This window comes from Azovibrio restrictus DSM 23866 (assembly GCF_000429665.1).
Lineage (GTDB): Bacteria > Pseudomonadota > Gammaproteobacteria > Burkholderiales > Rhodocyclaceae > Azovibrio > Azovibrio restrictus.
In genome coordinates this window covers 177,926-203,820 of the sequence record NZ_AUCH01000001.1, presented here as the reverse complement: position 1 = coordinate 203,820, position 25,895 = coordinate 177,926, and the positions used below count along the sequence as shown (strand labels likewise).

27 protein-coding genes and 1 tRNA gene are annotated in these 25,895 nt (G+C 64.6%); 21 read left to right on the top strand and 7 right to left on the bottom strand.

Going from position 1 to position 25,895, the window contains the following annotated elements; genetic code table 11:
* Window positions 1-399, top strand: coding sequence for a protein YgfX (locus G474_RS0101030; protein WP_026685364.1), 399 nt, complete (start codon window positions 1-3; stop codon window positions 397-399).
* Here G474_RS0101030 and nadB read toward each other — a convergent pair.
* A complete protein-coding gene (gene nadB / locus G474_RS0101025) occupies window positions 376-1,962 on the bottom strand; it encodes an L-aspartate oxidase (RefSeq protein WP_026685363.1) in 1,587 nt (528 codons plus the stop codon). The two genes, G474_RS0101030 and nadB, sit on opposite strands and share 24 nt — an antisense overlap.
* A gap of 166 nt (window positions 1,963-2,128) precedes the next feature.
* On the opposite strand from nadB, the gene rpoE reads away from it, so the two are divergent.
* From rpoE to recO, 10 genes are all read left to right on the top strand, one after another.
* Window positions 2,129-2,728 (top strand): RNA polymerase sigma factor RpoE, encoded by a 600-nt coding sequence (rpoE, locus tag G474_RS0101020; protein WP_026685362.1) that lies wholly within the window; start codon window positions 2,129-2,131, stop codon window positions 2,726-2,728.
* Window positions 2,729-2,779: 51 nt separating this feature from the next.
* Window positions 2,780-3,220 carry a SoxR reducing system RseC family protein gene (locus G474_RS18970; RefSeq protein ID WP_051281619.1) on the top strand — a complete coding sequence of 147 codons (441 nt, stop codon included), beginning with the start codon at window positions 2,780-2,782 and terminating at the stop codon, window positions 3,218-3,220.
* A gap of 12 nt (window positions 3,221-3,232) precedes the next feature.
* A complete protein-coding gene (locus G474_RS0101010; RefSeq protein WP_156919095.1) occupies window positions 3,233-4,654 on the top strand; it encodes a DegQ family serine endoprotease in 1,422 nt (473 codons plus the stop codon).
* A gap of 10 nt (window positions 4,655-4,664) precedes the next feature.
* Window positions 4,665-4,901, top strand: coding sequence for a glutaredoxin family protein (locus tag G474_RS0101005; protein WP_043462740.1), 237 nt, complete (start codon window positions 4,665-4,667; stop codon window positions 4,899-4,901).
* Window positions 4,902-4,969: 68 nt separating this feature from the next.
* The gene (gene lepA, locus G474_RS0101000) at window positions 4,970-6,760 is read left to right on the top strand and encodes a translation elongation factor 4 (RefSeq protein WP_026685359.1); all 1,791 of its coding nucleotides are present in this window, start codon (window positions 4,970-4,972) and stop codon (window positions 6,758-6,760) included.
* 9 nt (window positions 6,761-6,769) lie between these two features.
* A complete protein-coding gene (gene lepB / locus G474_RS0100995) occupies window positions 6,770-7,558 on the top strand; it encodes a signal peptidase I (RefSeq protein WP_026685358.1) in 789 nt (262 codons plus the stop codon).
* Between the two features lie 10 nt (window positions 7,559-7,568).
* The gene (locus G474_RS0100990; RefSeq protein WP_026685357.1) at window positions 7,569-7,919 is read left to right on the top strand and encodes a DUF4845 domain-containing protein; all 351 of its coding nucleotides are present in this window, start codon (window positions 7,569-7,571) and stop codon (window positions 7,917-7,919) included.
* A 5-nt stretch (window positions 7,920-7,924) separates the two neighbouring features.
* The gene (gene rnc / locus G474_RS0100985) at window positions 7,925-8,602 is read left to right on the top strand and encodes a ribonuclease III (RefSeq protein ID WP_026685356.1); all 678 of its coding nucleotides are present in this window, start codon (window positions 7,925-7,927) and stop codon (window positions 8,600-8,602) included.
* Entirely contained in the window at window positions 8,599-9,483 is an 885-nt protein-coding gene (era, locus tag G474_RS0100980) for a GTPase Era (protein ID WP_026685355.1), read from the top strand. The genes rnc and era overlap by 4 nt, the downstream gene beginning before the upstream one ends.
* Before the next feature lie 3 nt (window positions 9,484-9,486).
* A complete protein-coding gene (recO, locus tag G474_RS0100975; protein WP_026685354.1) occupies window positions 9,487-10,212 on the top strand; it encodes a DNA repair protein RecO in 726 nt (241 codons plus the stop codon).
* Here the strand turns inward: recO and G474_RS0100970 are convergent, their stop codons facing one another.
* Window positions 10,213-11,469, bottom strand: a complete 1,257-nt coding sequence (locus G474_RS0100970) for an MgtC/SapB family protein (protein ID WP_026685353.1) — start codon at window positions 11,467-11,469, stop codon at window positions 10,213-10,215.
* Between the two features lie 43 nt (window positions 11,470-11,512).
* Here G474_RS0100970 and ispD point away from each other — a divergent pair, with 43 nt between their 5' ends.
* Together ispD and ispF are read left to right on the top strand one after the other, a co-directional pair.
* Window positions 11,513-12,226 (top strand): 2-C-methyl-D-erythritol 4-phosphate cytidylyltransferase, encoded by a 714-nt coding sequence (ispD, locus tag G474_RS0100965; RefSeq protein ID WP_026685352.1) that lies wholly within the window; start codon window positions 11,513-11,515, stop codon window positions 12,224-12,226.
* On the top strand, window positions 12,223-12,729 hold the full coding sequence (gene ispF, locus G474_RS0100960; protein ID WP_026685351.1) for a 2-C-methyl-D-erythritol 2,4-cyclodiphosphate synthase: 507 nt from the start codon (window positions 12,223-12,225) through the stop codon (window positions 12,727-12,729). The genes ispD and ispF overlap by 4 nt, the downstream gene beginning before the upstream one ends.
* A 34-nt stretch (window positions 12,730-12,763) precedes the next feature.
* On the opposite strand, the gene G474_RS0100955 is transcribed toward ispF, so the two are convergent.
* The 3 genes from G474_RS0100955 to ompR all read right to left on the bottom strand — a co-directional run bounded on the left by G474_RS0100955 (window position 12,764) and on the right by ompR (window position 15,520).
* Window positions 12,764-13,336 carry a response regulator gene (locus tag G474_RS0100955; protein ID WP_026685350.1) on the bottom strand — a complete coding sequence of 191 codons (573 nt, stop codon included), beginning with the start codon at window positions 13,334-13,336 and terminating at the stop codon, window positions 12,764-12,766.
* 109 nt (window positions 13,337-13,445) lie between these two features.
* Window positions 13,446-14,777, bottom strand: a complete 1,332-nt coding sequence (locus G474_RS18965) for an ATP-binding protein (RefSeq protein ID WP_043462819.1) — start codon at window positions 14,775-14,777, stop codon at window positions 13,446-13,448.
* 8 nt (window positions 14,778-14,785) lie between these two features.
* Window positions 14,786-15,520 carry an osmolarity response regulator transcription factor OmpR gene (ompR, locus tag G474_RS0100945; RefSeq protein WP_026685349.1) on the bottom strand — a complete coding sequence of 245 codons (735 nt, stop codon included), beginning with the start codon at window positions 15,518-15,520 and terminating at the stop codon, window positions 14,786-14,788.
* A gap of 164 nt (window positions 15,521-15,684) precedes the next feature.
* On the opposite strand from ompR, the gene G474_RS0100940 reads away from it, so the two are divergent.
* Genes G474_RS0100940 through G474_RS0100925 form a run of 4 tightly spaced genes read left to right on the top strand, consistent with a single transcriptional unit; the run spans window position 15,685 to window position 18,079 of the window.
* On the top strand, window positions 15,685-16,068 hold the full coding sequence (locus G474_RS0100940) for a DUF3106 domain-containing protein (protein ID WP_026685348.1): 384 nt from the start codon (window positions 15,685-15,687) through the stop codon (window positions 16,066-16,068).
* 30 nt (window positions 16,069-16,098) lie between these two features.
* Window positions 16,099-16,785, top strand: coding sequence for a tRNA (adenosine(37)-N6)-threonylcarbamoyltransferase complex dimerization subunit type 1 TsaB (gene tsaB / locus G474_RS0100935; protein WP_026685347.1), 687 nt, complete (start codon window positions 16,099-16,101; stop codon window positions 16,783-16,785).
* 38 nt (window positions 16,786-16,823) lie between these two features.
* Complete coding sequence (rimI, locus tag G474_RS0100930; protein WP_245589277.1) at window positions 16,824-17,261, top strand: ribosomal protein S18-alanine N-acetyltransferase; 438 nt, start codon at window positions 16,824-16,826, stop codon at window positions 17,259-17,261.
* The gene (locus G474_RS0100925; RefSeq protein WP_026685345.1) at window positions 17,258-18,079 is read left to right on the top strand and encodes a uracil-DNA glycosylase; all 822 of its coding nucleotides are present in this window, start codon (window positions 17,258-17,260) and stop codon (window positions 18,077-18,079) included. The genes rimI and G474_RS0100925 overlap by 4 nt, the downstream gene beginning before the upstream one ends.
* A gap of 30 nt (window positions 18,080-18,109) precedes the next feature.
* Here the strand turns inward: G474_RS0100925 and lplT are convergent, their stop codons facing one another.
* Window positions 18,110-19,360 carry a lysophospholipid transporter LplT gene (gene lplT / locus G474_RS0100920; protein ID WP_026685344.1) on the bottom strand — a complete coding sequence of 417 codons (1,251 nt, stop codon included), beginning with the start codon at window positions 19,358-19,360 and terminating at the stop codon, window positions 18,110-18,112.
* Window positions 19,361-19,570: 210 nt separating this feature from the next.
* On the opposite strand from lplT, the gene G474_RS0100915 reads away from it, so the two are divergent.
* The 4 genes from G474_RS0100915 to G474_RS0100900 are packed head-to-tail and all read left to right on the top strand — an operon-like array spanning window position 19,571 to window position 25,451.
* Entirely contained in the window at window positions 19,571-20,473 is a 903-nt protein-coding gene (locus G474_RS0100915) for a LysR family transcriptional regulator (RefSeq protein ID WP_026685343.1), read from the top strand.
* Window positions 20,474-20,481: 8 nt separating this feature from the next.
* Window positions 20,482-21,603, top strand: a complete 1,122-nt coding sequence (gene alr / locus G474_RS0100910; protein ID WP_051281617.1) for an alanine racemase — start codon at window positions 20,482-20,484, stop codon at window positions 21,601-21,603.
* A 3-nt stretch (window positions 21,604-21,606) separates the two neighbouring features.
* Complete coding sequence (gene radA / locus G474_RS0100905) at window positions 21,607-22,971, top strand: DNA repair protein RadA (RefSeq protein WP_026685341.1); 1,365 nt, start codon at window positions 21,607-21,609, stop codon at window positions 22,969-22,971.
* 2 nt (window positions 22,972-22,973) lie between these two features.
* Window positions 22,974-25,451, top strand: a complete 2,478-nt coding sequence (locus G474_RS0100900; RefSeq protein ID WP_051281615.1) for an ABC transporter permease — start codon at window positions 22,974-22,976, stop codon at window positions 25,449-25,451.
* A gap of 271 nt (window positions 25,452-25,722) precedes the next feature.
* On the opposite strand, the gene G474_RS0100895 is transcribed toward G474_RS0100900, so the two are convergent.
* Window positions 25,723-25,798: transfer RNA gene (locus tag G474_RS0100895), tRNA-Asn, on the bottom strand.
* Window positions 25,799-25,895 lie beyond the last annotated feature (97 nt).

Here is a 25,895-nt window from a genome sequence, read left to right as displayed (position 1 = left end):
GTGCAGTTCCCGGTTTTCGTCGAACTGCACCGCTCCCGCCTGCTGCTGTCCTCCCTGGCGCTCAGCCATTTCCTGGCTGCCCTGGGGATATTCCTGAGCGACTGGCCCCCGGGGCCACGCCTGTTCCTGATCCTGTCCGTTCTGGGTTTGTTCCTGCTCGCCTTGCGCCGCTGGCGGCAGGGGGGCGTCAGGCTGTGTCTGCAGGCTGATGGGGGGCTGACCGTGGATGGGCTTGCCGCCACACGGCTGCCGGGAGGGCTGATCCAGCCCTGGTTGTGCGTGTTTTTCTGGCAGGCAGGGGAGGGACGGCGCCAGACCCTGGTGTTGCTCCCTGACAGTAGCGACAGGGAGAGTCTGCGTCGTCTGCGCGTCTGGCTACTGCTGGCCCGGCGTTCCTAGGCGGCGGTGCAAGGTGGTGTTGCGTGCAATGGGGAGTAGGTCCGGATAGTCGCGGGAGAAGTGCAGGCCGCGGCTTTCCTTGCGCTTCAGGGCGCAACGGACGATCAGGTCGGCGGTGACCACCAGGTTGCGCAGTTCGATCAGGTCGTGGCTGACCCGGAAGTTGGCGTAGAACTCTTCGATTTCCCGCATCAGCAGGCGAATCCGGTGCTGGGCCCGCTTCAGCCGCTTGGTGGTGCGCACGATGCCCACGTAGTCCCACATGAAGCGGCGCAGCTCATCCCAGTTGTGGGCGATCACCACTTCTTCATCCGCATCGGTGACCCGGCTCTCGTCCCACCTGGGGAGTTCAGGGAATGCGCGCCTGGGTTGGGCGAGGATGTCCTGCACGGCGGCTTCGGAAAACACCAGGCATTCGAGCAGGGAGTTGGAGGCCAGCCGGTTGGCCCCGTGCAGACCGGAGCAGGAGGCTTCGCCGGCGGCGTAGAGGCCGGGAATGCCGGTGCGGGCCTTGAGGTCGGTGACGATGCCGCCGCAGGTGTAGTGGGCTGCCGGCACCACCGGGATCGGGTCCCGGGTGATGTCGATGCCCAGTTCCAGGCAGCGGGCATAAATGTTGGGGAAGTGGGCCTTGATGAAGGCTTCGCCCTTGTGGGAGATGTCCAGGAACACGCAGTCCAGGCCGCGCTTCTTCATCTCGAAGTCGATGGCCCGGGCCACCACGTCCCGGGGCGCCAGTTCGGCCCGGTCGTCATGTTCGGGCATGAAGCGGGTGCCGTCCGGGAGCTTGAGCAGCCCGCCTTCGCCGCGCACCGCCTCGGAAATCAGGAAGGATTTGGCCTGGGGATGGTAGAGACAGGTGGGGTGGAACTGGATGAACTCCATGTTGGCCACCCGGCAGCCCGCCCGCCAGGCCATGGCAATGCCGTCGCCGGTGGAGGTGTCTGGATTGGTGGTGTAGAGATAGACCTTGCCGGCGCCGCCAGTGGCGATCAGGGTGTGTTCCGCGCCTATGGTTACCACCTCGCCGCTGTCGTTGTTCAGGACGTAGGCTCCGTAACAGCGGTTTTCGGCCAGACCCAGCTTGTTGCCGGTGATCAGGTCGATGGCGATGTGGTTTTCCAGGATGGTGATCTTCGGGTGCCGGCGGACCTTCTCGGTCAGAGTTTCCTGCACGGCCAACCCGGTGGCGTCGGCCACGTGGATGACCCGGCGGGCGCTGTGGCCCCCTTCCCGGGTCAGGTGGTAGCCGGATTCGTCCTTGGTGAAGGGAACGCCCTGTTCGATCAGCCATTCGATGGCCCGGCGCCCGTTTTCCACCACGAAGCGGGTGGCCCTGGCGTCGTTCAGGTGAGCGCCGGCAATGAAGGTGTCACGAATGTGCGCTTCAATGGAATCCTGGTTGTCCAGCACGGCGGCGATGCCGCCCTGGGCCCAGCTGGAGGCGCTGTCTTCCAGGGCCCGTTTGCTGACCAGCAGGACCCGGCAGTGGTCGGCCAGGCGCAGGGCGGCAGACTGGCCGGCAAGGCCGCTGCCGATGATCAGGACATCATATCGAATCACCTTGAAAATCCTTCCCGGAAAAGTGCCCGGAATATAGCACGGGCGCGGCTTCTCGGCCTGTTTTGCAATTACATTTGGTCACACGGTTTTCGCGTGGGGCAGAGCCAAGGGATGGAGGGCTGGGGTATACTCCTTCGCACCCATAACCCTCAGGATTTCCTGGCGCATGAGCGAGCGTGAGATAGACCAGCAACTGGTGGAGCAGGCCCAGCAGGGCGACCGGCATGCCTTTGACGTGCTGGTGGCCAAGTACCAGCGCAAGCTGGGACGGCTGGTGGCTCGCCTGGTCAAGGACAGCGCCGAGGTGGAGGATGTGGTCCAGGAGGCTTTCATCAAGGCCTACCGGGCCTTGCCGGCTTTCCGCGGCGAGAGCGCCTTCTATACCTGGCTGTACCGGATCGGCGTCAATACGGCCAAGAATTATCTGGTTTCCCAGGGGCGCCGGGCGCCCACCTCCACGGAATTCAACAACGACGAAGCCGAGGGCTTTGCCGAGGGGGACCTGCTGCGGGATATCGATACGCCCGAGAGCCTGTTGATGACCAAGCAGATTGGTCAGACGGTGAACCAGGCCATGGAGACCCTGCCCGAGGAGCTGCGCAACGCCATCGTCCTGCGCGAGATCGAGGGGCTTTCCTACGAGGAAATTGCCCGCATCATGGATTGCCCCATCGGCACCGTGCGTTCCCGCATCTTCCGTGCCCGGGAGGCGGTGGCCAACAAGTTGCGCCCCATGCTGGACGTGGCCCCGGACAAGCGCTGGTAAGCCGCCCCTGCAGTCGGTTCCCTTTGTAAATTCCTTTCCGGTCCTGTTTTGATGGATATTTCCAGTCAGAGTGAACAAACCGGCCGTGTCGTCAGCCTGGAGGGGGAGCATGCCCTGATCCAGGTGCTGGGCGGCGGCTGTGGTCGTTGCCATGAGCCGGGGGGCTGCGGTGGGCAGCAGCTGACCCAGATGTTCTGCAGCACGCCGCGTCAGTACCGGGTGCGCAATCTGCCGGGAGCCCGGCCTGGTGACCTGGTGACCGTGGTGTTGCCCGCCGGGGTGCTCAGCCGCCATGCCACCCTCGGTTATGGCCTGCCGCTCCTGGGGCTGCTCCTGGGGGCCTTGCTGGGGCAGTTGCTGGCGGGCAATGGCGGGGCTCTGGGCGGTGCCGGCCTGGGGCTGCTGCTGGCCTGGGGGGCGGTGCGTTACCGCAGCCGTCAGCTGACTGGAAATTCCCGTAACGAACCCTATATCGGTCGAATCAAGTCCTAGGAGGATAAGCTCGTGATCAGGAAATTACTTGCCTTCGCCGCAGTCTTGCTGGTGGCCTTCCAAGTCCATGCCCAGGCTCCTGCCGGGCGCAGTCTGCCCGATTTTGCCGAGCTGGCGGAGCGCCAGGGGCAGGTGGTGGTGAATATCAGCACTACCCAGATCCAGCGCAACCGGCAGGCTCAGGCTATTCCCTTCGACGAGAACGATCCCATGGCGGAGCTGTTCCGCCGCTTCATGCCCCGGGGCCTGCCCGGCGTTCCCCGGGAATCCGAGAGCCGTTCCCTGGGGTCGGGATTCATCATCAGCGCAGACGGTTACATTCTCACCAATGCCCATGTGGTGGATGGGGCCGACGAGGTGACCGTGCGCTTGAACGACAAGCGGGAGTTCCGGGCCCGCATCATCGGGGCCGACAAGCGTACCGATGTGGCGCTGATCAAGATTGAGGCCTCCGGCCTGCCCGTGGCGCGTCTGGGCAGCCCCGACAGGCTGCGGGTGGGCGAGTGGGTGGCGGCCATCGGTTCTCCCTTCGGGTTCGAGAATTCGGTGACGGCCGGCATCGTGTCCGCCAAGGGGCGTTCCCTGCCCCAGGAAAACTACGTACCTTTCATCCAGACCGACGTGGCCATCAATCCGGGCAATTCCGGCGGCCCCCTGTTCAACATGAGCGGCGAGGTGGTGGGTATCAACTCCCAGATCTACAGCCGCAGTGGTGGCTACATGGGACTTTCCTTTGCCATCCCCATTGACGTGGCCATGGATATCCAGAACCAGCTGCGCGCTTCCGGCAAGGTCAGCCGGGGCCGCATGGGGGTGGTGATCCAGGAGGTGACCAAGGAGCTGGCCGAGTCCTTCGGGCTGGACAAACCCCATGGTGCCATCGTCAATTCCGTGGAAAAGGGCGGGCCTGCCGAGCAGGCCGGGATAGAGGCGGGGGACGTGGTCCTGCGTTTCGACGGCAAGGTCATTTCCTCTTCTGCCGATCTGCCCCGCATTGTGGCGGCGACCCGCCCGGGGACTCGGGTGAGCGTGCAGCTGTGGCGCAAAAGCAGCCTCCGGGAGGTGCATCTGACCGTGGGTGAGGTGCAGGAGGAGAAGGTCCAGGCCCCGCGGCAGGGCAGGGGACAGCGTTCCGAGCAGCAGGCCAACCGCCTGGGGCTGGTGGTGAGCGAGCTGACGCCCGAGCAGCGGCGCCAGCTGGGGGTTGCCGGCGGTCTCCTGGTGGAGGATCTGCGCGGCAATGTGGCACGGGCCGATCTGCGTCCGGGAGATGTGATCCTGGCGCTGATCAACCGGGGGGTGACCACCGAGGTCCGCAGCGTGGAGCAGTTCAACAAGCTGCTGTCTTCCTTCGGGCGGGGGGCCAACGTTACCCTGCTGGTGCGCCGCGGGGAGCTGCAGACCTTCATCACGATCAAGGGCATCAGTGACTGAGGCGCCTCCCATGCTGACCCTGATCAGCAGGGGCTACTGCCATCTCTGTCATGACATGGAGGTGGCCCTGCAACCCCTGCTGGAGGAGTTCGGCATCAGCTTGGAGGTTCTCGATGTGGATGCGGACCCGGAGCTGGAAGCCCGCTACGACGAGCTGGTTCCGGTGCTGCTGCTGGATGGGGTGGAGCTCTGTCATTATTTTCTGGATGAGCCCAAAGTCCGTGCTGTTTTGGCGCGAATTCGCTAGAATTCACGGTCTTTCAGATTCCAGGAAGGGTGCCAGGCGCACCCTTTTTAATTCCTGAACGGGAACCAATGAAGCACATCAGAAATTTCTCCATCATCGCCCACATCGACCATGGCAAGTCCACCCTGGCTGACCGCATCATCCACTACTGCGGTGGCCTCTCCGACCGGGAGATGGAAGCCCAGGTGCTCGATTCCATGGACATCGAGCGGGAGCGGGGCATCACCATCAAGGCCCAGACTGCGGCCCTGAGCTACAAGGCCAGGGACGGGCAGGTGTACAACCTGAACCTGATCGACACCCCGGGCCACGTGGACTTCTCCTACGAAGTCTCCCGCTCGTTGTCGGCCTGCGAAGGGGCCCTGCTGGTGGTGGACGCTTCCCAGGGGGTGGAGGCTCAGACCGTGGCCAACTGCTATACGGCCATCGAACTGGACGTGGAGGTGCTCCCGGTCCTGAACAAGATCGACCTGCCCTCCGCCGACCCGGACAATGCCCGCCAGGAAATCGAGGACGTGATCGGTATTGACGCCACCGATGCGGTGCTGGCTTCCGCCAAGACCGGTCTTGGCGTCGAGGACATCCTGGAAGCCGTGGTGGCGCGCATTCCGGCTCCCGAAGGGGACCCGGAAGCGCCCCTCAAGGCCCTGATCATCGACTCCTGGTTCGATAACTACGTGGGCGTGGTGATGCTGGTCCGGGTCGTGGATGGAGAGCTGAAGCCCAAGGACAGGCTGCAGCTCATGTCCAATGGCAAGCAGTACCTGTGCGAGCAGGTGGGGGTGTTCACGCCCAAGTCCCTGCAGCGGGAGGCCCTGCGGGCCGGGGAGGTGGGCTTCATCATCTCCAACATCAAGGAACTGGATTCCGCCAAGGTGGGCGACACCATCACCCTGGCCACCCGTCCGGCCAGCGAGCCCCTGCCGGGTTTCAAGGAAATCAAGCCCCAGGTGTTCGCCGGCCTTTACCCAGTGGAGGCCAACCAGTACGACCAGCTGCGCGAATCCCTGGAAAAGCTGAAACTGAATGACGCTTCCCTCCAGTACGAGCCGGAAGTCTCCCAGGCCCTGGGCTTCGGTTTCCGCTGCGGCTTCCTGGGTCTCCTGCACATGGAGATCATTCAGGAGCGCCTGGAGCGGGAATTCGACCAGGACCTGATCACCACTGCGCCCACCGTGGTCTACGAAGTGGTGATGAAGGACGGCACGGTGATCCAGGTGGAGAATCCCTCCCGCCTGCCCGATCTCTCCAAGATCGAGGAAATCCGTGAGCCCATCATCACCGCCACCATTTTCGTGCCCCAGGACTACCTGGGCAGCGTCATCACCCTCTGCAACCAGAAGCGCGGCAACCAGGTGGACATGCACTACCACGGCCGCCAGGTGAAGGTGGTGTACGAGATGCCCATGGCCGAAGTGGTGATGGACTTCTTCGACAAGCTCAAGTCCGTGTCCCGGGGTTATGCCTCCCTGGACTACGACTTCAAGGAATACCGGGCCGCCGATGTGGTGAAGCTGGACATCCTCATCAACGGGGAGAAGGTGGATGCCCTGTCCCTGATCGTGCACCGCTCCAACTCCCAGTACCGGGGCCGGGAACTGGCCGCCAAGATGCGCGAACTGATTCCCCGCCAGATGTACGACGTGGCCATTCAGGCGGCCATCGGCTCCAACATCCTGGCTCGGGAAAACGTCAAGGCCATGCGCAAGGACGTGCTGGCCAAGTGCTACGGCGGCGACATCACTCGCAAGAAGAAGCTGCTGGAAAAGCAGAAGGCCGGCAAGAAGCGCATGAAACAGGTGGGTAGCGTGGAAATTCCCCAGGAAGCTTTCCTGGCCGTGCTACGCGTCGATAACTGAGGTTTGTCCATGAATTTTCCCCTGATCCTGTTTGTCCTGCTGGTGGTGACCGGTATCGTCTGGCTGGTGGATCTGCTGTGGTTCAAGAAGCAGCGCGGCAAGTCGGACAAGGACCCCTGGTGGGTGGAGTATGGCGCCAGCTTCTTCCCGGTGATCCTGGTGGTGTTCGTGCTGCGCTCCTTCATCGTCGAGCCTTTCAGGATTCCCTCGGATTCCATGGTGCCCACCTTGTTGAACGGGGATTTCATCCTGGTTAACAAATACACCTACGGGGTCCGCTTACCCATCATCAACAAGAAGGTTCTGGCCATCAATGAGCCCCAGCGGGGAGATGTGATGGTGTTCCGTTTTCCGGAAGATCCCAGCCAGGACTACATCAAACGGGTGATCGGTTTGCCCGGAGATACGGTGGCCTATCAGGACAAGCGCCTGACCATCAACGGCAAGGAAATCCCCGTGGAAGCCCGGGATGATTACCTGCATCCCGAGCGGCTTTATTACTCGGCCCAGTTCGAGGAAAACCTCGGTGGAGTGACCCACCGGATGCTCAATGACCGGGATGCGCCGGCCTATGTCCCCGATGCCAGCCGCTTTCCCGGGCGCGATAAATGCAAATACAATACGGCCGGTGTGATCTGCCAGGTGCCGGAAGGCCATTACTTCGTCATGGGGGATAACCGTGACAACAGTCGCGACAGTCGTGCCTGGGGCTTCGTGCCCGAGGAGAACATCGTAGGCAAGGCATTCTTCATCTGGCTTAATTTTTCCGACTGGAGTCGTGTCGGATCTTTCAAATAAGGGGTTGGGTATGAACAAACAACGTGGCCTGGCGCTCAGTTCTCTGATTTTCTGGTGTATCGGTATCGCGCTGGTGGCGCTGATTGGGATGAAGGTGGTGCCATCGGTGATTGAATACAAAACGGTATTGAATACAGTGAAAACCGTGGCCAATGAAGCGGGAGCGCAGAGTACTGTCGCCGACATCCGGAAGGCGTTCGACAAGTATGACAATGTTAACGACTTCCAATCGGTTTCTGCGCAGGACATCGAAATCACTAAGGAAGGGGGCCAGATCGTTGTTTCCTTCTCCTACGAAAAGCGCATCCCCCTGTTTGCCAACGTCAGCCTGGTGATTGACTACGCCGGTTCTTCAAACTGATATCCATGGAACTGGCGGTACTTGAACGTTCCCTGGGTTACCTTTTTCAGGACAAGCGCCTCCTGGCCCTTGCCCTGACCCACAGGAGCTCCTCGGCCCAACACAATGAGCGGCTCGAGTTCCTGGGGGACGGGGTGCTCAACTGCGTGATTGCGGCAGCCCTGTTTTCCCGTTTCGAAACCTTGCCCGAAGGCGATCTGTCCCGTCTGCGGGCCAATCTGGTGCGCCAGGACACCTTGCACCGCTTGGCCTTGCAACTGCGGCTGGGGGAGTGCCTGCAACTGGGGGATGGGGAGATGCGCAGTGGCGGCCATCAGCGTCCCTCCATCCTGGCGGATGCCCTGGAAGCCATTTTCGGGGCCATCTACATGGAAGCCGGCTTCGAGGCGGCGGCCCTGGTGATCCGCAGGCTCTTTGCCCCGCTCCTGGAGGCCATCGTCCCCGGTCAGGCCATGAAGGACCCCAAGACCCGTTTGCAGGAGTGGCTCCAGGGGCGGCGGCGGCCCCTGCCCAAGTACCAGTTGCTGGAAACCTCGGGCGCAGCCCATGACCAGCGCTTTCATGTGGCCTGCCAGATCGAAGGCCTGGGATTGATCACACAAGGTACGGGCGCCAGCCGGCGCCTGGCCGAACAGGCGGCCGCCGAGCAAGCACTCGCGGCCCTGGAGGAGCAACATTCATGAGCGTCATCCGCTCCGGTTACATCGCCATCGTGGGGCGTCCCAATGTGGGCAAATCCACCCTCCTGAACCAGTTGGTGGGCGAGAAGATCAGCATTGTCTCGCGCAAGGCCCAGACCACCCGTCACCGGATCATGGGCATCCTCACCAACCCGGATGCCCAGTACGTATTCGTGGATACCCCTGGCTTTCAGACCCGTTTTTCCAATGCCCTGAACCGGGCCATGAACCGGGGCGTCACCCAGACTCTGGCGGATGTGGACGTGGTGTTCTTCGTGGTCGAGTCCGGCCGTTTCGATGCCAAGGACGAGGCGGTCCTGCGCCTCCTGCCCGAGGATGTGCCGGTCATCCTGGTGGTCAACAAGACTGACCAGGTGAAGGACAAATCCAGCCTGCTGCCTTTCCTGGCCAAGGTGGCCGAGAAGCGGGAGTTTGCCGCCGTAGTGCCGGTCAGCGCGGCCAAGGGCAAGCAGACGGATGATCTGCTCAAGGTTGCGCGCAAATATCTGCCCCACGAGGAACTGCTGTTCCCGGAGGATGAGCTTACCGACAAGAGCGAGCGTTTCCTGGCCTCCGAGTACATCCGGGAAAAGCTGTTTCGTCTCCTGGGGGATGAGCTGCCCTATGCGGTGACGGTGGAAATCGAGAAGTTCGAGGTGGAAGGCCAGCTGCGCCGCATCTACGCCGCCATCGTGGTGGACAAGGACAGCCACAAGGCCATGGTGATCGGCAAGGGCGGGGAATCCCTGAAGCGCATCGCCTCCGAAGCCCGCCAGGACATGGAGCGCCTGTTCGACGGCAAGGTGTATCTGGAAGTCTGGGTCAAGGTGAAGTCCGGCTGGGCCGATGACGAGCGGCTCCTGAAAAGCCTCGGTTACGAATAAAAGATGCCGCGTGGCAAGGCGGATGGCCAGCGGGCCTATGTCCTCCATACCCGTCCCTACCGGGAAACCAGTCTGCTGGTGGAAGTCTTCAGCCGGGATTACGGCCGGGTAGCCCTGCTAGCCCGGGGGGCGCGTCGTCCCCGTTCCGCCCTGCGGGGCCTGCTCATGGGTTTTCAGCCCCTGGAACTGTCCTGGTCCGGCAAGGGTGAGGTCCTGAACCTGATCAAGGCCGAGTGGCAGGGGGGGCAGCCGCTGTTGATGGGCTTGCCCCTGTTCTGCGGCTATTACCTGAACGAACTGCTGTTGCGGCTGCTGCCCCGGGAGGACCCCCATCCCTTCCTGTTCGAGCGCTATGCCCAGATTCTGCTGCACCTGGGGCAGTCTCCACGCCACCAGGTGGCCGAGGCGGATCTGCGCTGTTTCGAGCGGGCCCTGCTGGGAGACTTGGGCTATGGCCTGCGGCTGGACAGGGACTGGCAGGGGGCGGCCATCGATCCTGGCGCAGCTTATCGCTACGAAATGGAACGAGGGCCTGTGGGGCTTGAAGCCGGGGAGGCCGGGGGCTGGATCATTTCCGGTCAGACCCTGCTGGACATGGCCAGGGACGATTACAGCCGCCCGGTGAGCCGCAGCGAGGCCAAGCAGTTGATGCGCCGTTTGCTGGCCTACTATTTGGACGGGGTGGAACTGGAGTCCCGCAAGCTGTTCAAGGAATTCCAGGAACTCTGATCAGAGCAGCCAGCCCAGGATGCTGCCGGCGGCGATGGTGGAGAACCCGAGGGCGATGGGGCAGGCCATGCGCCGTCCCGCCACCATCACCACGATGCCCAGCTTGAAACTCAGATTGGCGAGCATGGCGATGGTGATGGAGTTGACCGTTTCCGCACTGCTCAGCTTTTCCAGGCCGTATAGACGCAGGGAGGAGAGGGCGATGGCATCCACGTCCGTCAGGCCGGAGACCAGGGAAGCCACGTAAAGCCCGGAACTGCCGGCATAGTCGGACAGGGCAGCCGTCACCACCAGCACCACCGCATAGATGCAGCCGAAGGTCACGGCCGTGCGGATTTCCGCCGGATTGGAAAACTCCATGGCCGGCACCTCTTCGGCACTGGAAAGCCCTCTCCAGGCCAGCAGCACATAAGCCGTCCCGAATGCCAGACCGCCCAGGAGCACCGGCAGCAGCTCTGCCAGCAGGGCGGGTTGCAGCACCGCGGCGTAAGCGCCCAGGCGGAACAGCACCACGAGATTGGCGGTCAGCACCACGACCAGGGCCAGCTTCACCAGGCTGGAACTGCTGGCCGCATGGCGGGCGAACACCAGGGTGGTGGCGGTGCTGGAAGCCAGGCCCCCGAATATCCCCAGCAGTGGGGCCCCCAATTGCTGCCCCATCAGTCGCAGGGCCGCATAACCTGCCAGGCTGAAGCCCGAGATCAGCACCACCATCCACCAGACCTGCCGGGGAGACAGGGCGTCGTAGGGCCCCATGGTGGTATCCGGCAGGATGGGCAGCACCACCAGGGAAAGCACGGCAAACTGCAGGATGGAAATGATGTCCTTGCGGGTCAGTTTTTCCGAGACCTTGCGCAGTTCTGCCTTGAAATAGAGCAGGACCGTGGTGGAAATGCCCAGCATCACGGCCAGGGTCTGGTAGCCGTACCAGATCATGGCGCCATAGCAGTAACACAGCAGCAGGGCCACCACGGAGGTGGTGCCCGGGTCCTTTTCGTCCGGATGGGTGAGATAAGCGGCCACCATCATGGCCCCCACCATCAGCAGGCCTGCGGCCAGGACCCAGGGGGTACCGGTCTTTTCTGCCAGCAAGGCAGTCACCGTTCCCAGCATGCCGACCAGTCCGAAGGTGCGCAGCCCTGCGCGGGCGGAAGGATTGCGCTCCCGTTCCAGGCCCATGAGCAGGCCCAACCCCACGGCGACGGCAAAATCCAGGACCAAATCCATGCTCACGGTGTTTACCACGGTGCCGTTCATTGTTTTCCTCGGTTGGCAGTGTCTCCTGCATTAAAATTACGCTATGGCTCGTTACTACGCAATCGTCCCCGCCGCTGGCAGCGGTTCCCGCTTTGGCGCCGATACTCCCAAGCAATATCTGCCCCTGTTGGGCAAGCCCCTGATCTGGCATACCCTGGCGGCCCTGTGCCGTCACCCCGGCCTGGACCGGGTGTGGGTGGTGCTGTCTCCGGGGGATGCCTGGTGGCAGACTCCCGCATGGCAGGGGTTGTGGCTGGAGCTGGGGCCCAAGCTGGAGGTGGTGACTTGCGGTGGTTCCACCCGGGCCGAGAGCGTCTGCAATGGCCTGCAGGCAGCAGCGACGGCGGTGGCGCCCGACGACTGGGTGCTGGTGCATGACGCGGCGCGCCCCTGCCTGTCCGCCGTCATGCTGGACCGGCTGCTGGAAGAACTGGCAGGGGATCCCGTGGGGGGGCTGCTGGCCGTACCGGTGGCGGATACTTTGAAGCGGGCCGATGAGGCACAGCGGGTGGCGGCGACCCTGGACAGGGATGGGCTGTGGCAGGCCCAGACCCCGCAGATGTTCCGCTATGGCCTGCTGCAGGCGGCCCTGGCGGGGCGTACCCTGGTGACCGATGAGGCGGGGGCCATGGAGGCTGCGGGGCATGCCCCCCGCTTGGTGAAGAGCGAGACCACCAATCTCAAGGTGACCTATCCGGCCGACCTGGGGCTGGCCGAATGGATTTTGCGTGGACGCAATGCCGGAGGGCAGGGATGAACAAGGCAAGTGGATTCAGGATTGGCCAGGGCTATGACGTGCATGCCCTGGTTCCGGGGCGGAAATTGATTCTGGGCGGGGTAGAGATTCCCTTCGAGCGGGGGCTGCTGGGGCATTCCGATGCCGACGCCCTGCTGCACGCTGTCACCGATGCCCTGCTGGGGGCGGCGGGGCTGGGGGATATCGGGCGGCATTTTCCCGATACCGATCCCCGTTACCAGGGGGCGGACAGCCGAGTGCTGCTGCGCGATGCCCTGGCTCTGGTACTTCAGCAGGGATGGCGGCCGGTCAATGTGGATGCCACCCTGATCGCTCAGCAGCCGAGGCTGGCCCCCCATATTCCTGCCATGTGCCAGGTGCTGGCCGCCGATCTGGGCCTGGATGCGGGCTGCGTGAACATCAAGGGCAAGACCAACGAGAAGCTGGGCTATCTGGGGCGCAATGAAGCCATCGAGGCCCAGGCCGTGGTGCTGCTGGTGGCTTCCGGGGAAGGCGGGGACTGATCCAGAGTCCCCTGGGGCAAACCAGCCTGAGTGCTCAGGCCTGCTGCATGGCCACCGCGGGTTGCGATGGCTGGGGGATGGAGGCAGTCTTGGGCCGGCGGGGAATCTGGTTTTCATCCAGCAGGCGCTCGATCCGGGCGAACACCTCGAAGCGGGAAAAGGGCTTCTTCATGAAATCATCGGCGCCGATGCGGGTGCCGAAAAACTGTTCCGTGGCCTGTTCATTGCCGCTGATCATGATGACCGGGATGTCCTTGGTCATGGGGTCCTTGCGCAGGGCGCGCAGCGCGGCAAAACCGTTCATGCCGGGCAGGACGATGTCCAGGAAGATCAGTTCCGGGTGCTGGTTCTGAGCCAGTTCCAGGCCGGATTCGGCATCCAGAGCCTCCAGGGTGACGCAGCCGGCAGAGCGGAGGATGCGTTTCAGGGCCGTGACGATGGTGGGCGAATCGTCAATCAGGAGGATGCGGGTTCCTTCCCTGGGGTTGACGCGACTGCGGGTACGACGGTCTTCCAGGGCGGCAACCTTGACTTCGGGTGCCGGCGCTGGTGTCGCTGGAGTGGATGCTTTGGCAAAAATGGAGCGGAACTGATCGAACAAGCCCACGGTAAACCTTTCCGGACGTGGAGGCGGAGGGGCCGTTATTCGGCTTCTGTTGGTGTTTCCGCCTGGTTGACTATGCTCTGGGGGTGTGACGCGGGGATATTGTACGACGTTATCCTGGGCGGGGCGAGTCCGGTGCCGGGCTCAGGGGAAATTTCAGGGTGGCCAGCAGGCCCCTGCCGTCGATACCGGGACCCAGTTCCAGGCTGCCGCCATGGTTGCGGGCCACCCGTTCTGCGATGGCCAGCCCCAGTCCTGTGCCGCTGGCGCCGCTGCGGGCGCTCTCCCGGCGGGTGAAGGGTTGTTTCAGACGTTCCACCTCGGCAGGCGGAATGCCTTCGCCGCTGTCCTGAACCGAAAGTTCGAGCCAGCCTTTATGGACCCGGCCAGAGAGGGTGACGGGGGGGCTGCCGTATTTCCAGGCGTTATCCACCAGGTTTCCCAGGGCCCGGCTGATGGCCCGGGGCCGCATCGGGGTGGGGGGAAGACTCCCGTGGATTTCCAGGTGCACGGGGCGCTGGATGGCTTGGCCATGATGGGCCAGGGATTCCAGCAGGGCCCTCGGGTCATATTGTTCCACCAGTTCCTCTCCTTCGCCCCGGGCGTAATCCAGGAACTGGGCGATGATGGCATCCATCTGGGCGATGTCGGCGGCCATGCCGGCCTGGGCAGGGCCTTCCGGCAGACTCAGCTCTGCTTCCAGGCGCATCCGCGCCAGGGGGGTGCGCAGATCATGGGAAATCCCGGCCAGGATCTCGGCCCTCTCTTTTTCGTGGTAGGCCAGGTCCCGGGACATGCGGTTGAAAGCCGATGCCAGACGCTGCAACTCTTCCGGGCCTTCTTCCAGCAGGGGCTGGGGGGTACGCCCCAGCCCCACCTGGCGGGCGGCCTGGGCCATGCGGCGCAGGGGGCGGCTGATACGTGAGGCCAGCAACCAGGCCACCACCAGGGCGAGCATGGCGGCCAGGGCGCCCCAGCCCAGCCAGGGCCAGGGAATCCGCCGCTCGGCCCGGTCTACCGGCAGGATCAGCCAGAATTCATCGGGTTCGCTGGGGGCCATGGCAAAACTGATCCACAGGCCGGCTTCACCATTGACCTTGAGGGAAAGGGTGGTGCCTTGTCCCAGGAGCAGACGGATCTGTTCCTGGGTCATGGCCATGAATCCGTCGTGGGGGAGGGGGGTGATCTGATCGTGGTGATCCCGGGGCAGCAAGCGTATGCCCTCCCGGTCGGAGAGTTCCTGCAGCAGGGCCGGACGCAATTCGGGGGCTGCGGTGAGGAGGGCAACCCGCACCAGATTAACGGCGCTGGCGGAGAACTGGGCCAGGGCCCGTGCCCTGGGTTCGGCATCGGCAAGCCGGAAAATCATCACCCAGGCGGCATTGGTCACGACCACCAGCAGGGCAACCCAGAGGAAGGTCCGGGCCAGCAGGGAGCGGGGCATGCCCATTTTTAGTCCTTGCTGGCAGGACTGTCGTCGTCAGGCACGAATACGTAACCGAAACCCCAGACCGTCTGCAGGTAGCGGGGCTTGCCCGGGTCGGGCTCCACCAGCTTGCGCAGGCGGGAAATCTGCACATCGATGGCCCGGTCGAAAGGGCCCTGCTCCCGGCCCCGGGCCAGGGTCATCAGCCGGTCCCGGGACAGGGGCTGGCGGGGATGCTGGAGCAGGGCGGCGAGGACGGCGAACTCTCCGGTGGTGAGGGAGAGCACTTCCCCGGATCGGGTCAGGGTGCGGGCGCTCAAATCCACTTCCAGGCCGCCGAAGGCGACCTTGCCCGGGGTTTCCAGGGGCGCACCGCCGGGGCGTTGCCCCTGACGGCGCAGGACTGCCTGGACGCGGGCCAGCAGTTCCCGGGGATTGAAGGGTTTGGGGAGGTAATCATCGGCTCCCATTTCCAGGCCGACGATGCGGTCGATCTCGTCGCCCCGGGCAGTGAGCATCACGATGGGGAGGTTGTTGCCCTGGCCACGCAGGCGGCGGCAGATGGCCAGCCCGTCTTCCCCTGGCAGCATCAGGTCCAGGACCATCAGGTCGAAGTGTTCCCGCTGCAGGTATTTGTCCATCTGGGCGGCGTCAGCCACGGGCCGTACTTCGTAGCCCTGTTCGCCCAGATAACGCTGGAGCAGGTCCCGGAGGCGGACGTCGTCGTCCACGATGAGCAGGCGTTGGGTGCGTTCGTTCATGGCAGGTAAACTAATGCATCGGGCGTCGGGCTCCAATGGTCAATTGGTAACAAGTCTGGCCCGGGCCGGGATTGGGGCAACATGTTGTTACAAACTGCACCAGGCCCGCTTACAGGCCTGAAGGACAATATTTCCACCATCCATGCTGCCCTGAACTCCTTGTCATGAAAAGGTTTTTTGCCCTGTTGGCCCTGTTTTCCGGAGTGCTCCTCTCGGGCCTCGTGCCGGTCTGGGCAAGACCGCCGGAGGGGCATGAATGGCAGCAGCTGTCCCGGACCGAGCGGGAGCAGATGCGTCAGCAGATGCGCGAGGAGTGGCAGCGCCTGGGGCCCGAAGAGCGGGAATCCCGCAAGCGGGCTTACCGGGAGTACTGGAACAGCGTCGATCCGGAAACCCGGGAGCGGCAGCGCCAGCGTTTCCTCCAGGAGCATCAGCGCCAGCTGCAGCAGATGAGTCCCGAGGAGCGGGAGAATCTCCGTGAAACCTTGCGCCGCCATCATCAGCCGCCCCCCCCTGCCGAGGGCCGGGAGCGGGCGCCCTGGAACTGAAACAGGCCCGGACAGGGTAAAATCCGGGCCATGCAAATACTGGCCCTGGAAACTTCCACCGATGCTGGCTCCTGCGCCCTCTGGCAGGATGGTCAGCTCCTTTCAGCCAGCTGCCCTGCCGGCCGGCCCCATTCCGAAACCCTGATTCCCCTGGTGCAGCAGATGCTAGCCGAGGCAGGCAGCGGCTTTGCCTGTCTGGACGCCATTGCCTTCGGCATGGGGCCCGGGGCTTTCACGGGATTGCGGGTGGCCTGCGGCATTGCCCAGGGCATGGCCGTTGCCCTGGATCGGCCCCTGCTGCCGGTGGGTTCCCTGGAAACCATGGCCTGGGAGGCTGGCGGGCAGCGGGTTGTGAGCCTGCTCGATGCGCGCATGGGTGAGGTCTATTGGGGTCTCTGTGAGCGTCACGCGGATGAGGGCATCGTTCTGCTGGAGGAACCCGGCTTGCTGCTCCCTGACGCGGTGCCCCTGCCTTCTGGAGAGGATTGGCAGATCGTGGGCAATGCCCTGCAGGCTTATCCGGCCCTCGGCAGCCGTCTGGCTGCCTGGGACTGCCAGCCCCAGATACTGCCCCAGGCCCGCAGCGTGGCGGAACTGGGGGCTCTGGCCTTGGCCCGGGGCGAAGCCCTGGATCCAGCCCTGGCGGCACCCCGCTATGTGCGCAACAAGGTGGCGCGCACCACGGCGGAACGCCTTGCGGACGGAGGCCGGCCCTGACTGACATGGCCGCACTGCTGCCCTTGGAGATCGTACCCATGGCGGAAGTCGACCTGGACGGTGTGGCGGCCCTGGAGGCCGTGGCCCAGTCTTTTCCCTGGAGCCGCAGTCATTTTGCCGATTCCCTGGTGGCTGGATATGGGGCCTGGGTGCTGCGCCAGGGGGGCAGTCTGCTGGGTTTCCTGGTGGTGATGACGGCCGTGGATGAAGCCCATCTGCTCAACGTGGCGGTGGCGCCTATGCACCAGGGGCGCGGCCTGGGCGCCCGCCTGCTGCGTCACGCCATGACTTGGTCGGCCCGTAACGGGATGCTCGACATGTATCTGGAAGTCCGGCCTTCCAACACCCGGGCGGAAGCCCTGTACCGCCATTTCGGCTTCCGCCTGATCGGGCGGCGCAAAGCCTACTATCCCGCCCTGGAAGGGCGCGAGGATGCCCTGGTGTTCCGCCGCAGCCTGGAAGGAGTCCTGCCATGAACGAAGCCCATCAGATCCTGCTGCAGGAAATGGGATACACCCTCTGGCAGCTGCGCCAGCCCCAGGTCACCGGGGATATGCCAGAGCAGGAGTGCCGGGAAACAGTTGTCCTGGAGTCTCCGGTTGTGCCGGTGGCAGTGGCCCAGCCGGTTCCTGAAGTCCCTGCACCGGTGGCGCCGGCTGTGGTGCCGGCAGGGGCGGCAGAACCGGCTGCCATGCCGCCGGGCACTGATGCGCGGGCCGCCCGGATTGCCCGTATGGACTGGGATGAGCTCGCCCGGGCCGTGCAGGAGTGCCGGGCCTGCGAGCTCTGCAAACAGCGCCAGCAGGCGGTGCTGGGTGTCGGGGACCGGCAGGCGGACTGGCTGTTCGTGGGCGAGGGACCGGGAGCCGAGGAGGACGCCCGGGGCGAACCTTTCGTGGGCCAGGCGGGCAAGCTCCTGGATGCCATGCTGGCGGCCATCGGGTTGCGGCGGGGTGAAAACGTCTATATCGCCAACGCGGTGAAGTGCCGTCCGGAGGGCAATCGCACGCCCCATGCGGACGAAATGGCCGCTTGCCGGCCCTTCCTGATGCGTCAGGTGGAACTGCTGCAACCGCGGATCATGGTGCTGCTGGGCAAGGCCGCCGTCCATAGCGTCCTGGGGGAGGACAAGTCCCTGGCTTCCATGCGGCAGAAGCTGTTCCGCGCCGGCGAGGTGCCGGTGCTGGTGACCTACCATCCGGCCTATCTGCTGCGCAATCTGCCGGAAAAGGCCAAAGCCTGGGAGGATCTGTGTCTGGCCCGGCGCCAGATGCAAGGCCGGCCGGGCAACTGACGCGGCGGGGTACGGCGGGCCGGGAGCGGCTCAGTGGGGGCTGTCGTCCAGGTGGGCCACGTCGTCGTGCTTTTTCTGGTTGTCCAGATGGCGCCCCCGGATCAGGTACATGATGGTGCTGACGAACAGACCGAACAGGGTCAGGACCCAGTAGATGGACATGTCCATCTTGATCATCAGGTAATAAAGGCCGGTCATGGCCAGCACCGAGAGATTTTCGTTGAAGTTCTGCACCGCGATGGAGTGGCCGGCTCCCATGAGGATGTGGCCCCGGTGCTGCAGCAGGGCATTCATGGGGACCACGAAGAAGCCGGACAGGCCGCCGATCAGCACCAGCAGGGGGACGGCAACCCACATGCTGGTGACGAAGTTCATCACCAGCACGATGATGCCCATGGCGATGCCTAGGGGAATGACCCGCACCGACTTGCGCAGGGTGACGAAGCGGGCCGCCAGGGTGGCCCCTGCCGCCACACCCACGGCCACCACCCCCTGGAGCATGGATGATTTGGAAAGATCCAGGTGCAGGGCGACTTCCGACCACTTGATCACGATGAACTGCAAGGTGGCGCCGGCGCCCCAGAACAGGGTGGTCACCGCCAGGGAAATCTGCCCGAGCTTGTCCCGCCAGAGCAGGGAGAGGCAGTGCTGGAATTCGTGGATCAGGTAGATGGGGTTCTTCTTCAGGGGCTTGTGGTCCACCCCGGTGTCGGGCACGTAGAGGTTGAACAGGGCGGCCACCACGTAGAGCAGGCCGATGATGGCGATGACGATCTCGCCGCTGCTTTCCATGAAGGGCAGCTCCAGGGCCATCAGGGCCTGGGAGACGTTGGGGGTGATCAGGGCGCCGCCCAGGACCACGCCGAGGATGATGGCGCCCACGGTCAGGCCTTCGATCCAGCCGTTGGCCACCACCAGCAGCCGGTGCGGTAGGTATTCGGTGAGGATGCCGTACTTGGCCGGGGAGTAAGCCGCGGCACCCAGGCCCACCACGGCGTAGGCCACCAGAGGATGGACTCCGTAGAACATCATGGCGCAGCCGACGATCTTGATGCTGTTGCTGATCAGCATCACCCGCCATTTGGGCATGGAGTCGGCAAAAGCCCCCACGAAGGCCGCCAGCACCACGTAGGACACGGTGAAGAAGGTCTTCAGCAGGGGCTCGTATTCGCTGGGCGCCTGCATGTCGCGCAGGGCGGCGATGGCGGCAATCAGCAGGGCGTTGTCGGCAAGCGCGGAAAAGAACTGCGCCGCCATGATGATGTAGAAGCCGAAGGGCACGAAGAACTGTCTCTTATGTTGTTTGGCCGGCATGCTACACCCAAGGCGGCAGATTGTGGGTACGGCTTTGTTGTGCTAGGGCGTATTCGCGGCGACCGGGCGTGAACACGCCCTGGAGCGTTCCGGGGGCTTTTTCCCGACCCGGGAGTGCGGCGGGGCATTTCCCTCCTATAATCCCCTGATAAAAAATACTTGTGGGAGGAGACCCCCATGGCTGATCGCCGTTTGCAAGTTTTTCATGCGGTTGCCAAGCATCTGAGTTTCACCAAGGCCGCCGAAGCCCTGTTCATGACCCAACCTGCCGTCACGTTCCAGATCAAGCAGCTGGAAGACCAGTACAACACCCGCCTCTTTGAGCGGGGCCATGGCCGCATCGGCCTGACCCCGGCTGGGGAGATGGTGCTCCAGTACGCGGAACGGATCCTGTCCATGTCCGACGAACTGGAAGCCCGGCTGGGAGAAATGACCGGCGAGATGCGCGGCCCCCTGCTGGTGGGCGCCAGCACCACCATTGCCGAGTTCATCCTGCCCCGGGTGCTGGGGGAGTTCAACGCCCTGTATCCCCAGGTGCGGGCCCGGCTGATCGTGGCCAATTCGGAAATCATCGAGAACCGGGTCGGGGAGCACACCCTGGACATCGGCCTCATCGAAGGTCCGGCCCATCTGCCGGAGCTGCTGGCCGAGACTTGCTGCGAGGATGAGCTGGTGGTGATCTGCGCCCCCGACTATCCCCTGGCCGGTGAGCCGGAAATCACCCCCGCCCTGTTGCGGGACTATGAGTTCATCTCCCGGGAGCCCGGTTCGGGGACCCGGGAGGTGACGGACAATTATTTCAAGGCGGCGGGTATCCCGCCCCAGGATCTGAAGACCCTGATGGAGCTGGGGAGTCCCGAAGCCCTGAAGGGCGTGGTGGCCACGGGCCTGGGCTATGCCATCGTCTCCAAGGTGGTGTGTGGCAAGGAATGTCAGCTGGGGAGCCTGGTGGAGATTCCCTTGTCGCCCCGGCTGACCCGGACCCTGTCCATGGTCTATCCCCGGGATCGTTTCCGTACCCGGCTGGTCACCACATTCGTCGAGTTTGCCAAACAGAAAATGAGGGAGTTGGTGCTGTGAATTCATCCATGCCTGGGATTGCCCAGGCCCAGTCAGCGGTTAGCCGTGTCATCACCCATCGCCCCATCCGGGCCAGCGTCAGGCTCCAGGCCCTGCAGCACAATTTTGCCCAGGCCAGGCGCCTGGCGGGGGAGGCCCGGACCTGGGCCGTGATCAAGGCCAACGCCTATGGTCATGGCCAGTTCCAGGTGGCCCGGGCCCTGCAGGGGCTGAGCGACGGTTTTGCCCTGCTGGAGGTGGAGAACGCCCTGGCCCTGCGGGCGGCGGGCCTGACTCAGCCCATGCTGCTGCTGGAAGGATTCTTCGCGGCTGAAGATGTGCCGGTCCTGGCCCGTCACGACCTGACGGCCGCCATCCATTGCCGGGAACAGCTGGAGATGCTGGCGGCCGCCGAAGCCCGGCCGGCCCGGGCCTACATCAAGCTCAACACCGGCATGAACCGGCTGGGCTTCCGGCCCGCCGACCTGGGTGCCGTGCGCCAGCAACTGGAGCGGCTGGGCATCCGCGATCTGACCCTGATGAGTCATTTTGCCGGGGCGGACACCCCGGAAGGCATCGAGACCCAGCGGCAGGTTTTCATGCAGGCCGCGGCAGGCACGGGCTTGCCTCTGTGCCTGGCCAATTCCGCCGCCCTGATCCGCTACCCGGAAGCCCGGGGCGACTGGGTGCGGCCGGGGATCATGCTCTACGGTGGCAGCCCCTTTGCCGAAACCCCGGCCGATGCCCTGGGGCTGGAGCCGGTGATGACCCTGGAGAGCCGCCTGATCGGCATCCAGGAGCTGCGTGCCGGTGAGCGGGTGGGCTACGGGGGCACCTTCACCGCCCCCGGGCCCATGCGCATCGGGATCGTGGCCTGCGGTTATGCGGACGGCTACCCCCGCCATGCTCCCACGGGAACGCCCGTGGCCGTGGCCGGGCATCCCAGCCGCACCCTGGGCCGGGTGTCCATGGACATGCTGGTGGTGGATCTCCAGGATATGCCGGAAGTCCGCGTGGGAGCGCCCGTCACCCTCTGGGGGGTGGGGGAGGGCGGCCGGGTGGATGCCGACGCGGTGGCCGCCGCCGCCGGCACCATCAGTTATGAGCTCTTCTGCGCCCTGGCTCCCCGGGTGCCCATGGAGTGGCGCTGAGCCATGGCCAAGCCCCGGAGTGTCTATTGCTGCAGTGAATGCGGCGCCACCTCTCCCAAGTGGCAGGGCCAGTGCCCGGGCTGCGGCGCCTGGAACACCTTGGTGGAGGGGGTGGCTGAGACGGGGGGCGGTGCCGGCCACCGCTTCCAGTCCCTGGCGCCTGCTTCCAGGCTGCAGGCCCTGGCGGAGATCGAGGCCAGGGAAGCGGAGCGGATTCCCACCCGCATCAGCGAATTCGACCGGGCCCTGGGAGGCGGTCTGGTGGCCGGCGGCGTGGTCCTCATCGGCGGCGATCCGGGCATAGGTAAAAGCACCTTGCTGCTCCAGGCCCTGGCCGGCCTCTCGGAGCACCTGCCGGCCCTTTACGTGAGCGGCGAGGAATCCGGTGAGCAGGTGGCCTTGCGGGCCCGGCGCCTGGGGCTGGAGGCGAGCCGCCTGAAGCTGCTGGCGGAAATCAACCTGGAGCGCATCCTCGCCGTGTTGCAGGGGGAGCGGCCCCAGGTGGCCGTGGTGGATTCCATCCAGACCCTGTGGTCGGAACAGCTGACCTCGGCCCCCGGGTCCGTGGCCCAGGTGCGGGAATGCGCCGCCCAGCTGACCCGGCTGGCGAAGCAGCTGGGCATCACCGTGATCCTGGTGGGCCACGTGACCAAGGAGGGTGCCCTGGCGGGGCCCCGGGTACTGGAGCACATCGTCGATACGGTGCTCTACTTCGAAGGGGATACCCACTCCAGTTTCCGCCTGATCCGGGCTTTCAAGAATCGCTTCGGGGCGGTCAACGAATTGGGCGTGTTTGCCATGACCGAGAAGGGCCTGAAGGGGGTCAGCAATCCTTCCGCCCTGTTCCTCTCCCAGCATGGCCAGGAGGTGCCGGGAACCTGCATCCTGGTCACCCAGGAGGGCACCCGGCCCCTGCTGGTGGAAATCCAGGCCCTGGTGGACCAGTCCCATGGCAATCCCCGGCGCCTCACCGTGGGGCTGGATGCCCAGCGTCTGGCGATGCTGCTGGCGGTCCTGCACCGGCACGCGGGGGTGGTCTGTTTCGACCAGGATGTGTTCATCAATGCGGTGGGCGGGGTCAAGATCGGGGAACCTGCCGCTGATCTGGCGGTCCTTCTGTCCATAGTCTCCTCCCTGAAAAGCCGGCCCTTGCCGAAGAAGCTGGTGGTCTTTGGCGAAGTGGGCCTGGCCGGGGAGATCCGTCCGGCGCCCCGGGGCCAGGAGCGGCTCAAGGAAGCCGCCAAGCTGGGCTTCACCCACGCCCTGGTGCCGGAAGCCAACCGACCCCGCCAGGCCATCCCGGGCATGACGGTCCTGGGGGTTTCCCGGATCGAAGAGGCGGTGGAAAAACTGCGTTCCCTGGATTGAGCGTGAATAAACTGGCTTTCCGATTGCTGTACCGGGACGCCCGCTCCGGCGAGCTGCGTCTCCTGGTACTGGCCCTGGTGCTGGCGGTGGCTGCGGTCACTGCCGTGGGCTTCTTTACCGACCGGGTGCGTCAGGCCCTGGAGGTGGAGGCCAACCAGCTGCTGGGGGCTGACCTGGTGCTGGCGGCCGACCATCCGCTGCCTGCCGAGTTCCTGGAAGAGGCTGCCAGACTGGGGCTGGAGCGGACCGATACGGTCAGTTTCCCGAGCATGGTCATGACGTCCGGGGGCTTCCGTCTGGCTGACGTGAAGGCGGTGCAGGCCGGCTACCCCTTGCGCGGCCAGCTGCGTCTGGCCCAGGAGGCCGAGGCGGAGGGGGAGCCCCAGCGAGGCGCACCGCCCCGGGGGCAGGTGTGGATAGAGCCGCGCCTGGGCGCCGAATTGGGGTTGAAGCCTGGAGACAGTCTGCAGCTGGGCGAGCGTACCCTGAGCGTGGCGGCCTATCTGACCCTGGAACCCGATCGGGGAGTGAATTTCATGGGGCTGGCGCCCCGGGTCATGCTCAACCTGGATGATCTGGAGTCCACCGGCCTGATCCAGCAAGGAGCCCGGGTGACCTACCGCCTGCTGCTGGCCGGGGAGCGTGCCCGGGTCAAGGATTTCTCGGCCTGGCTGCAAGTCCGGCTGGGACGGGGGGAAAAGCTGGAGGAGGGCAGCCGTCAGGAGGTCCGCTCGGCCCTGGACCGGGCCCGGCGCTTCCTGGGCCTGGCCAGCCTGCTGACCGTGATCCTGGCCGCCGTGGCCATGGCCATGGCGGTGCGGCGCTACATCCAGCGCCATCTGGATGCCTGTGCCCTGCTGCGCTGTCTGGGCGCCAGCCGGGGCGAGGTCCTGGGCTTGTACCTGACCCAGTTCCTGCTCCTGGGGCTGGGGGCCACCCTGGCAGGGATAGGGGCCGGGTATCTGGTGCATTTCGCCTTGCACCAGATCATTTCCGGCCTGCTCAAGACGGTTCTGCCCCCGCCCGGGTTCATGCCCGTTTTTCAGGGTTTAGCCCTGGGGTTGGCCCTGTTGCTGGGTTTTGCCTTGCCGCCCCTGTTGCGCCTGCACCGGGTTTCTCCCCTGCGGGTGATGCGCCGGGATCTGGGGCTGCCCTCCCTGTCTTTGGGGCTGGCCTATGGCCTGGGCCTGGGGGTGCTGGCCGGGCTGATCTTCTGGATGGCTGAAGATCCCACCCTGGGGGCGGCCACCCTGGCTGCCTTCGGCATCGCCCTCCTGGTGTTCCTGCTGCTGGCCCGGGGACTGGTGTGGCTGCTGGCCTGCTGGCGGGGCAGGGGAGGGAGCTTCGGCTGGCGTTACGGGCTGGCGAATCTGGATCGCCATGCCTGGTCGTCCAGCCTGCAGATCCTGGCCCTGGCCCTGGGTTTCATGGCCCTGCTGCTGCTCACGGTGATCCGCAGCGAGTTGCTGGCGGCCTGGCAGCAATCAGTGCCGGCCGATGCCCCCAACCGGTTCATCATCAACATCCAGCCGGAACAGCGCCAGCCCCTGGCCCGGCAACTGGCCGAGGCGGGCTGGCAGGCGGAGCTCGCTCCTATGGTGCGGGGGCGTCTGGTCAGCATCGCCGGGCGCCCGGTACGGGCCACCGACTATCCCGAGGACGAACGGGCCCAGCGCCTGGTGGAGCGGGAATTCAACCTGTCCTGGCGCGCAGACCTGCCGCCGGGCAACCGTATCGAGGCGGGAGCCTGGTTTCCGCCGGACAGCACCGAGGCCCAGGCTTCCGTGGAGGCCGGACTGGCGCGTACCCTGGGCATCAAGCTGGGGGACAGCCTGGAGTTCCAGATTTCCGGCCGCTCGGTGACGGCCCGGGTCAGCAGCCTGCGCAGCCTCAGCTGGGACTCCATGCGCATCAATTTCTTCGTGCTCATGTCCCCGGGTGTGATCGACGCCCTGCCGGCCAGCTACCTGGCCAATTTTCACCTGCCGGACGGGCAGGGGGAGCGTCTGGGGCGCCTGCTCCAGGATTTCCCCAATCTGACGGTGATCGACATCGGCGCCCTATTGGCTCAGTTGCGGGAGGTCATTGCCCAGGTCTCCGGGGTCGTGCAGCTGGTCTTCCTGTTCACCCTGGCGGCCGGGCTGCTGGTTCTACATGGGGCCCTGGTCTCGGCCTTTGATGAGCGGCGTCAGGGATTGGCCATCATGCGCGCCCTGGGAGCCAGTAGTGCCCAGCTGCGCGTCAGCCTGCTGGCGGAGCTGGCGGCCGTCGGTCTGCTGGCCGGGGTGCTGGCGGGTCTGGGGGCGCTGCTGGCGGGGCAGGTGCTGGCCTGGCGCCTGTTCGAACTGTCCCTGCTGCCAGCCTGGTGGGTGCTTCCCCTGGCTGCCCTGGGCGGGCTGTTGTTGACCGTCGCCGTGGGGCGAATTAGTCTGAGCAGGCTATTACGCGTCCGTCCCCTGGAGATGCTCAGGGCTGTCTGATGTATGAATCCGGCTGCGCTCAGGATCATGACGTAGTGCTTGGCTGGAATCGGGAGGAAAACCGGTGTTTTTCTGCTTATGCTCCTGTTTGTCCAGGGATTTTGCACATGGATGCCGTTCGCATGTGCTATAGTGCTGCCCTGCTGGAAACGGGGAGATACAGGAAAAATGCGGGCAAAAAGCAGCTTGGCGATGACCGGTCTGGTGCCGGGTCAGGATGCGGTGCAAAACGCAATGAAAAAGGCCACACCGGAGTGTGGCCTTGCAAATCTGGCTCCTCGACCTGGGCTCGAACCAGGGACCTACGGATTAACAGTCCGGCGCTCTACCGACTGAGCTATCGAGGAATCGATGGGCGGCATTCTATAGAGGCGGGTCGTCCACGTCAACAATAAAAAGGGAGAAATCGGCGCTTTTATGAATTCCAACGATATTTATGTCAAA

Bases quoted from the DNA above. Each gene is read 5' to 3' on its own strand.
- rpoE (WP_026685362.1), top strand. From the start codon at position 2,129: ATGAGCGAGCGTGAGATAGACCAGCAACTGGTGGAGCAGGCCCAGCAG.
- G474_RS18970 (WP_051281619.1), top strand. From the start codon at position 2,780: ATGGATATTTCCAGTCAGAGTGAACAAACCGGCCGTGTCGTCAGCCTG.
- G474_RS0101005 (WP_043462740.1), top strand. From the start codon at position 4,665: ATGCTGACCCTGATCAGCAGGGGCTACTGCCATCTCTGTCATGACATG.
- lepA (WP_026685359.1), top strand. From the start codon at position 4,970: ATGAAGCACATCAGAAATTTCTCCATCATCGCCCACATCGACCATGGC.
- lepB (WP_026685358.1), top strand. From the start codon at position 6,770: ATGAATTTTCCCCTGATCCTGTTTGTCCTGCTGGTGGTGACCGGTATC.
- G474_RS0100990 (WP_026685357.1), top strand. From the start codon at position 7,569: ATGAACAAACAACGTGGCCTGGCGCTCAGTTCTCTGATTTTCTGGTGT.
- rnc (WP_026685356.1), top strand. From the start codon at position 7,925: ATGGAACTGGCGGTACTTGAACGTTCCCTGGGTTACCTTTTTCAGGAC.
- era (WP_026685355.1), top strand. From the start codon at position 8,599: ATGAGCGTCATCCGCTCCGGTTACATCGCCATCGTGGGGCGTCCCAAT.
- recO (WP_026685354.1), top strand. From the start codon at position 9,487: ATGCCGCGTGGCAAGGCGGATGGCCAGCGGGCCTATGTCCTCCATACC.
- G474_RS0100970 (WP_026685353.1), bottom strand. From the start codon at position 11,469: ATGAACGGCACCGTGGTAAACACCGTGAGCATGGATTTGGTCCTGGAT.
- ispD (WP_026685352.1), top strand. From the start codon at position 11,513: ATGGCTCGTTACTACGCAATCGTCCCCGCCGCTGGCAGCGGTTCCCGC.
- ispF (WP_026685351.1), top strand. From the start codon at position 12,223: ATGAACAAGGCAAGTGGATTCAGGATTGGCCAGGGCTATGACGTGCAT.
- G474_RS18965 (WP_043462819.1), bottom strand. From the start codon at position 14,777: ATGCCCCGCTCCCTGCTGGCCCGGACCTTCCTCTGGGTTGCCCTGCTG.
- ompR (WP_026685349.1), bottom strand. From the start codon at position 15,520: ATGAACGAACGCACCCAACGCCTGCTCATCGTGGACGACGACGTCCGC.
- G474_RS0100940 (WP_026685348.1), top strand. From the start codon at position 15,685: ATGAAAAGGTTTTTTGCCCTGTTGGCCCTGTTTTCCGGAGTGCTCCTC.
- tsaB (WP_026685347.1), top strand. From the start codon at position 16,099: ATGCAAATACTGGCCCTGGAAACTTCCACCGATGCTGGCTCCTGCGCC.
- rimI (WP_245589277.1), top strand. From the start codon at position 16,824: ATGGCGGAAGTCGACCTGGACGGTGTGGCGGCCCTGGAGGCCGTGGCC.
- G474_RS0100925 (WP_026685345.1), top strand. From the start codon at position 17,258: ATGAACGAAGCCCATCAGATCCTGCTGCAGGAAATGGGATACACCCTC.
- G474_RS0100915 (WP_026685343.1), top strand. From the start codon at position 19,571: ATGGCTGATCGCCGTTTGCAAGTTTTTCATGCGGTTGCCAAGCATCTG.
- alr (WP_051281617.1), top strand. From the start codon at position 20,482: ATGCCTGGGATTGCCCAGGCCCAGTCAGCGGTTAGCCGTGTCATCACC.
- radA (WP_026685341.1), top strand. From the start codon at position 21,607: ATGGCCAAGCCCCGGAGTGTCTATTGCTGCAGTGAATGCGGCGCCACC.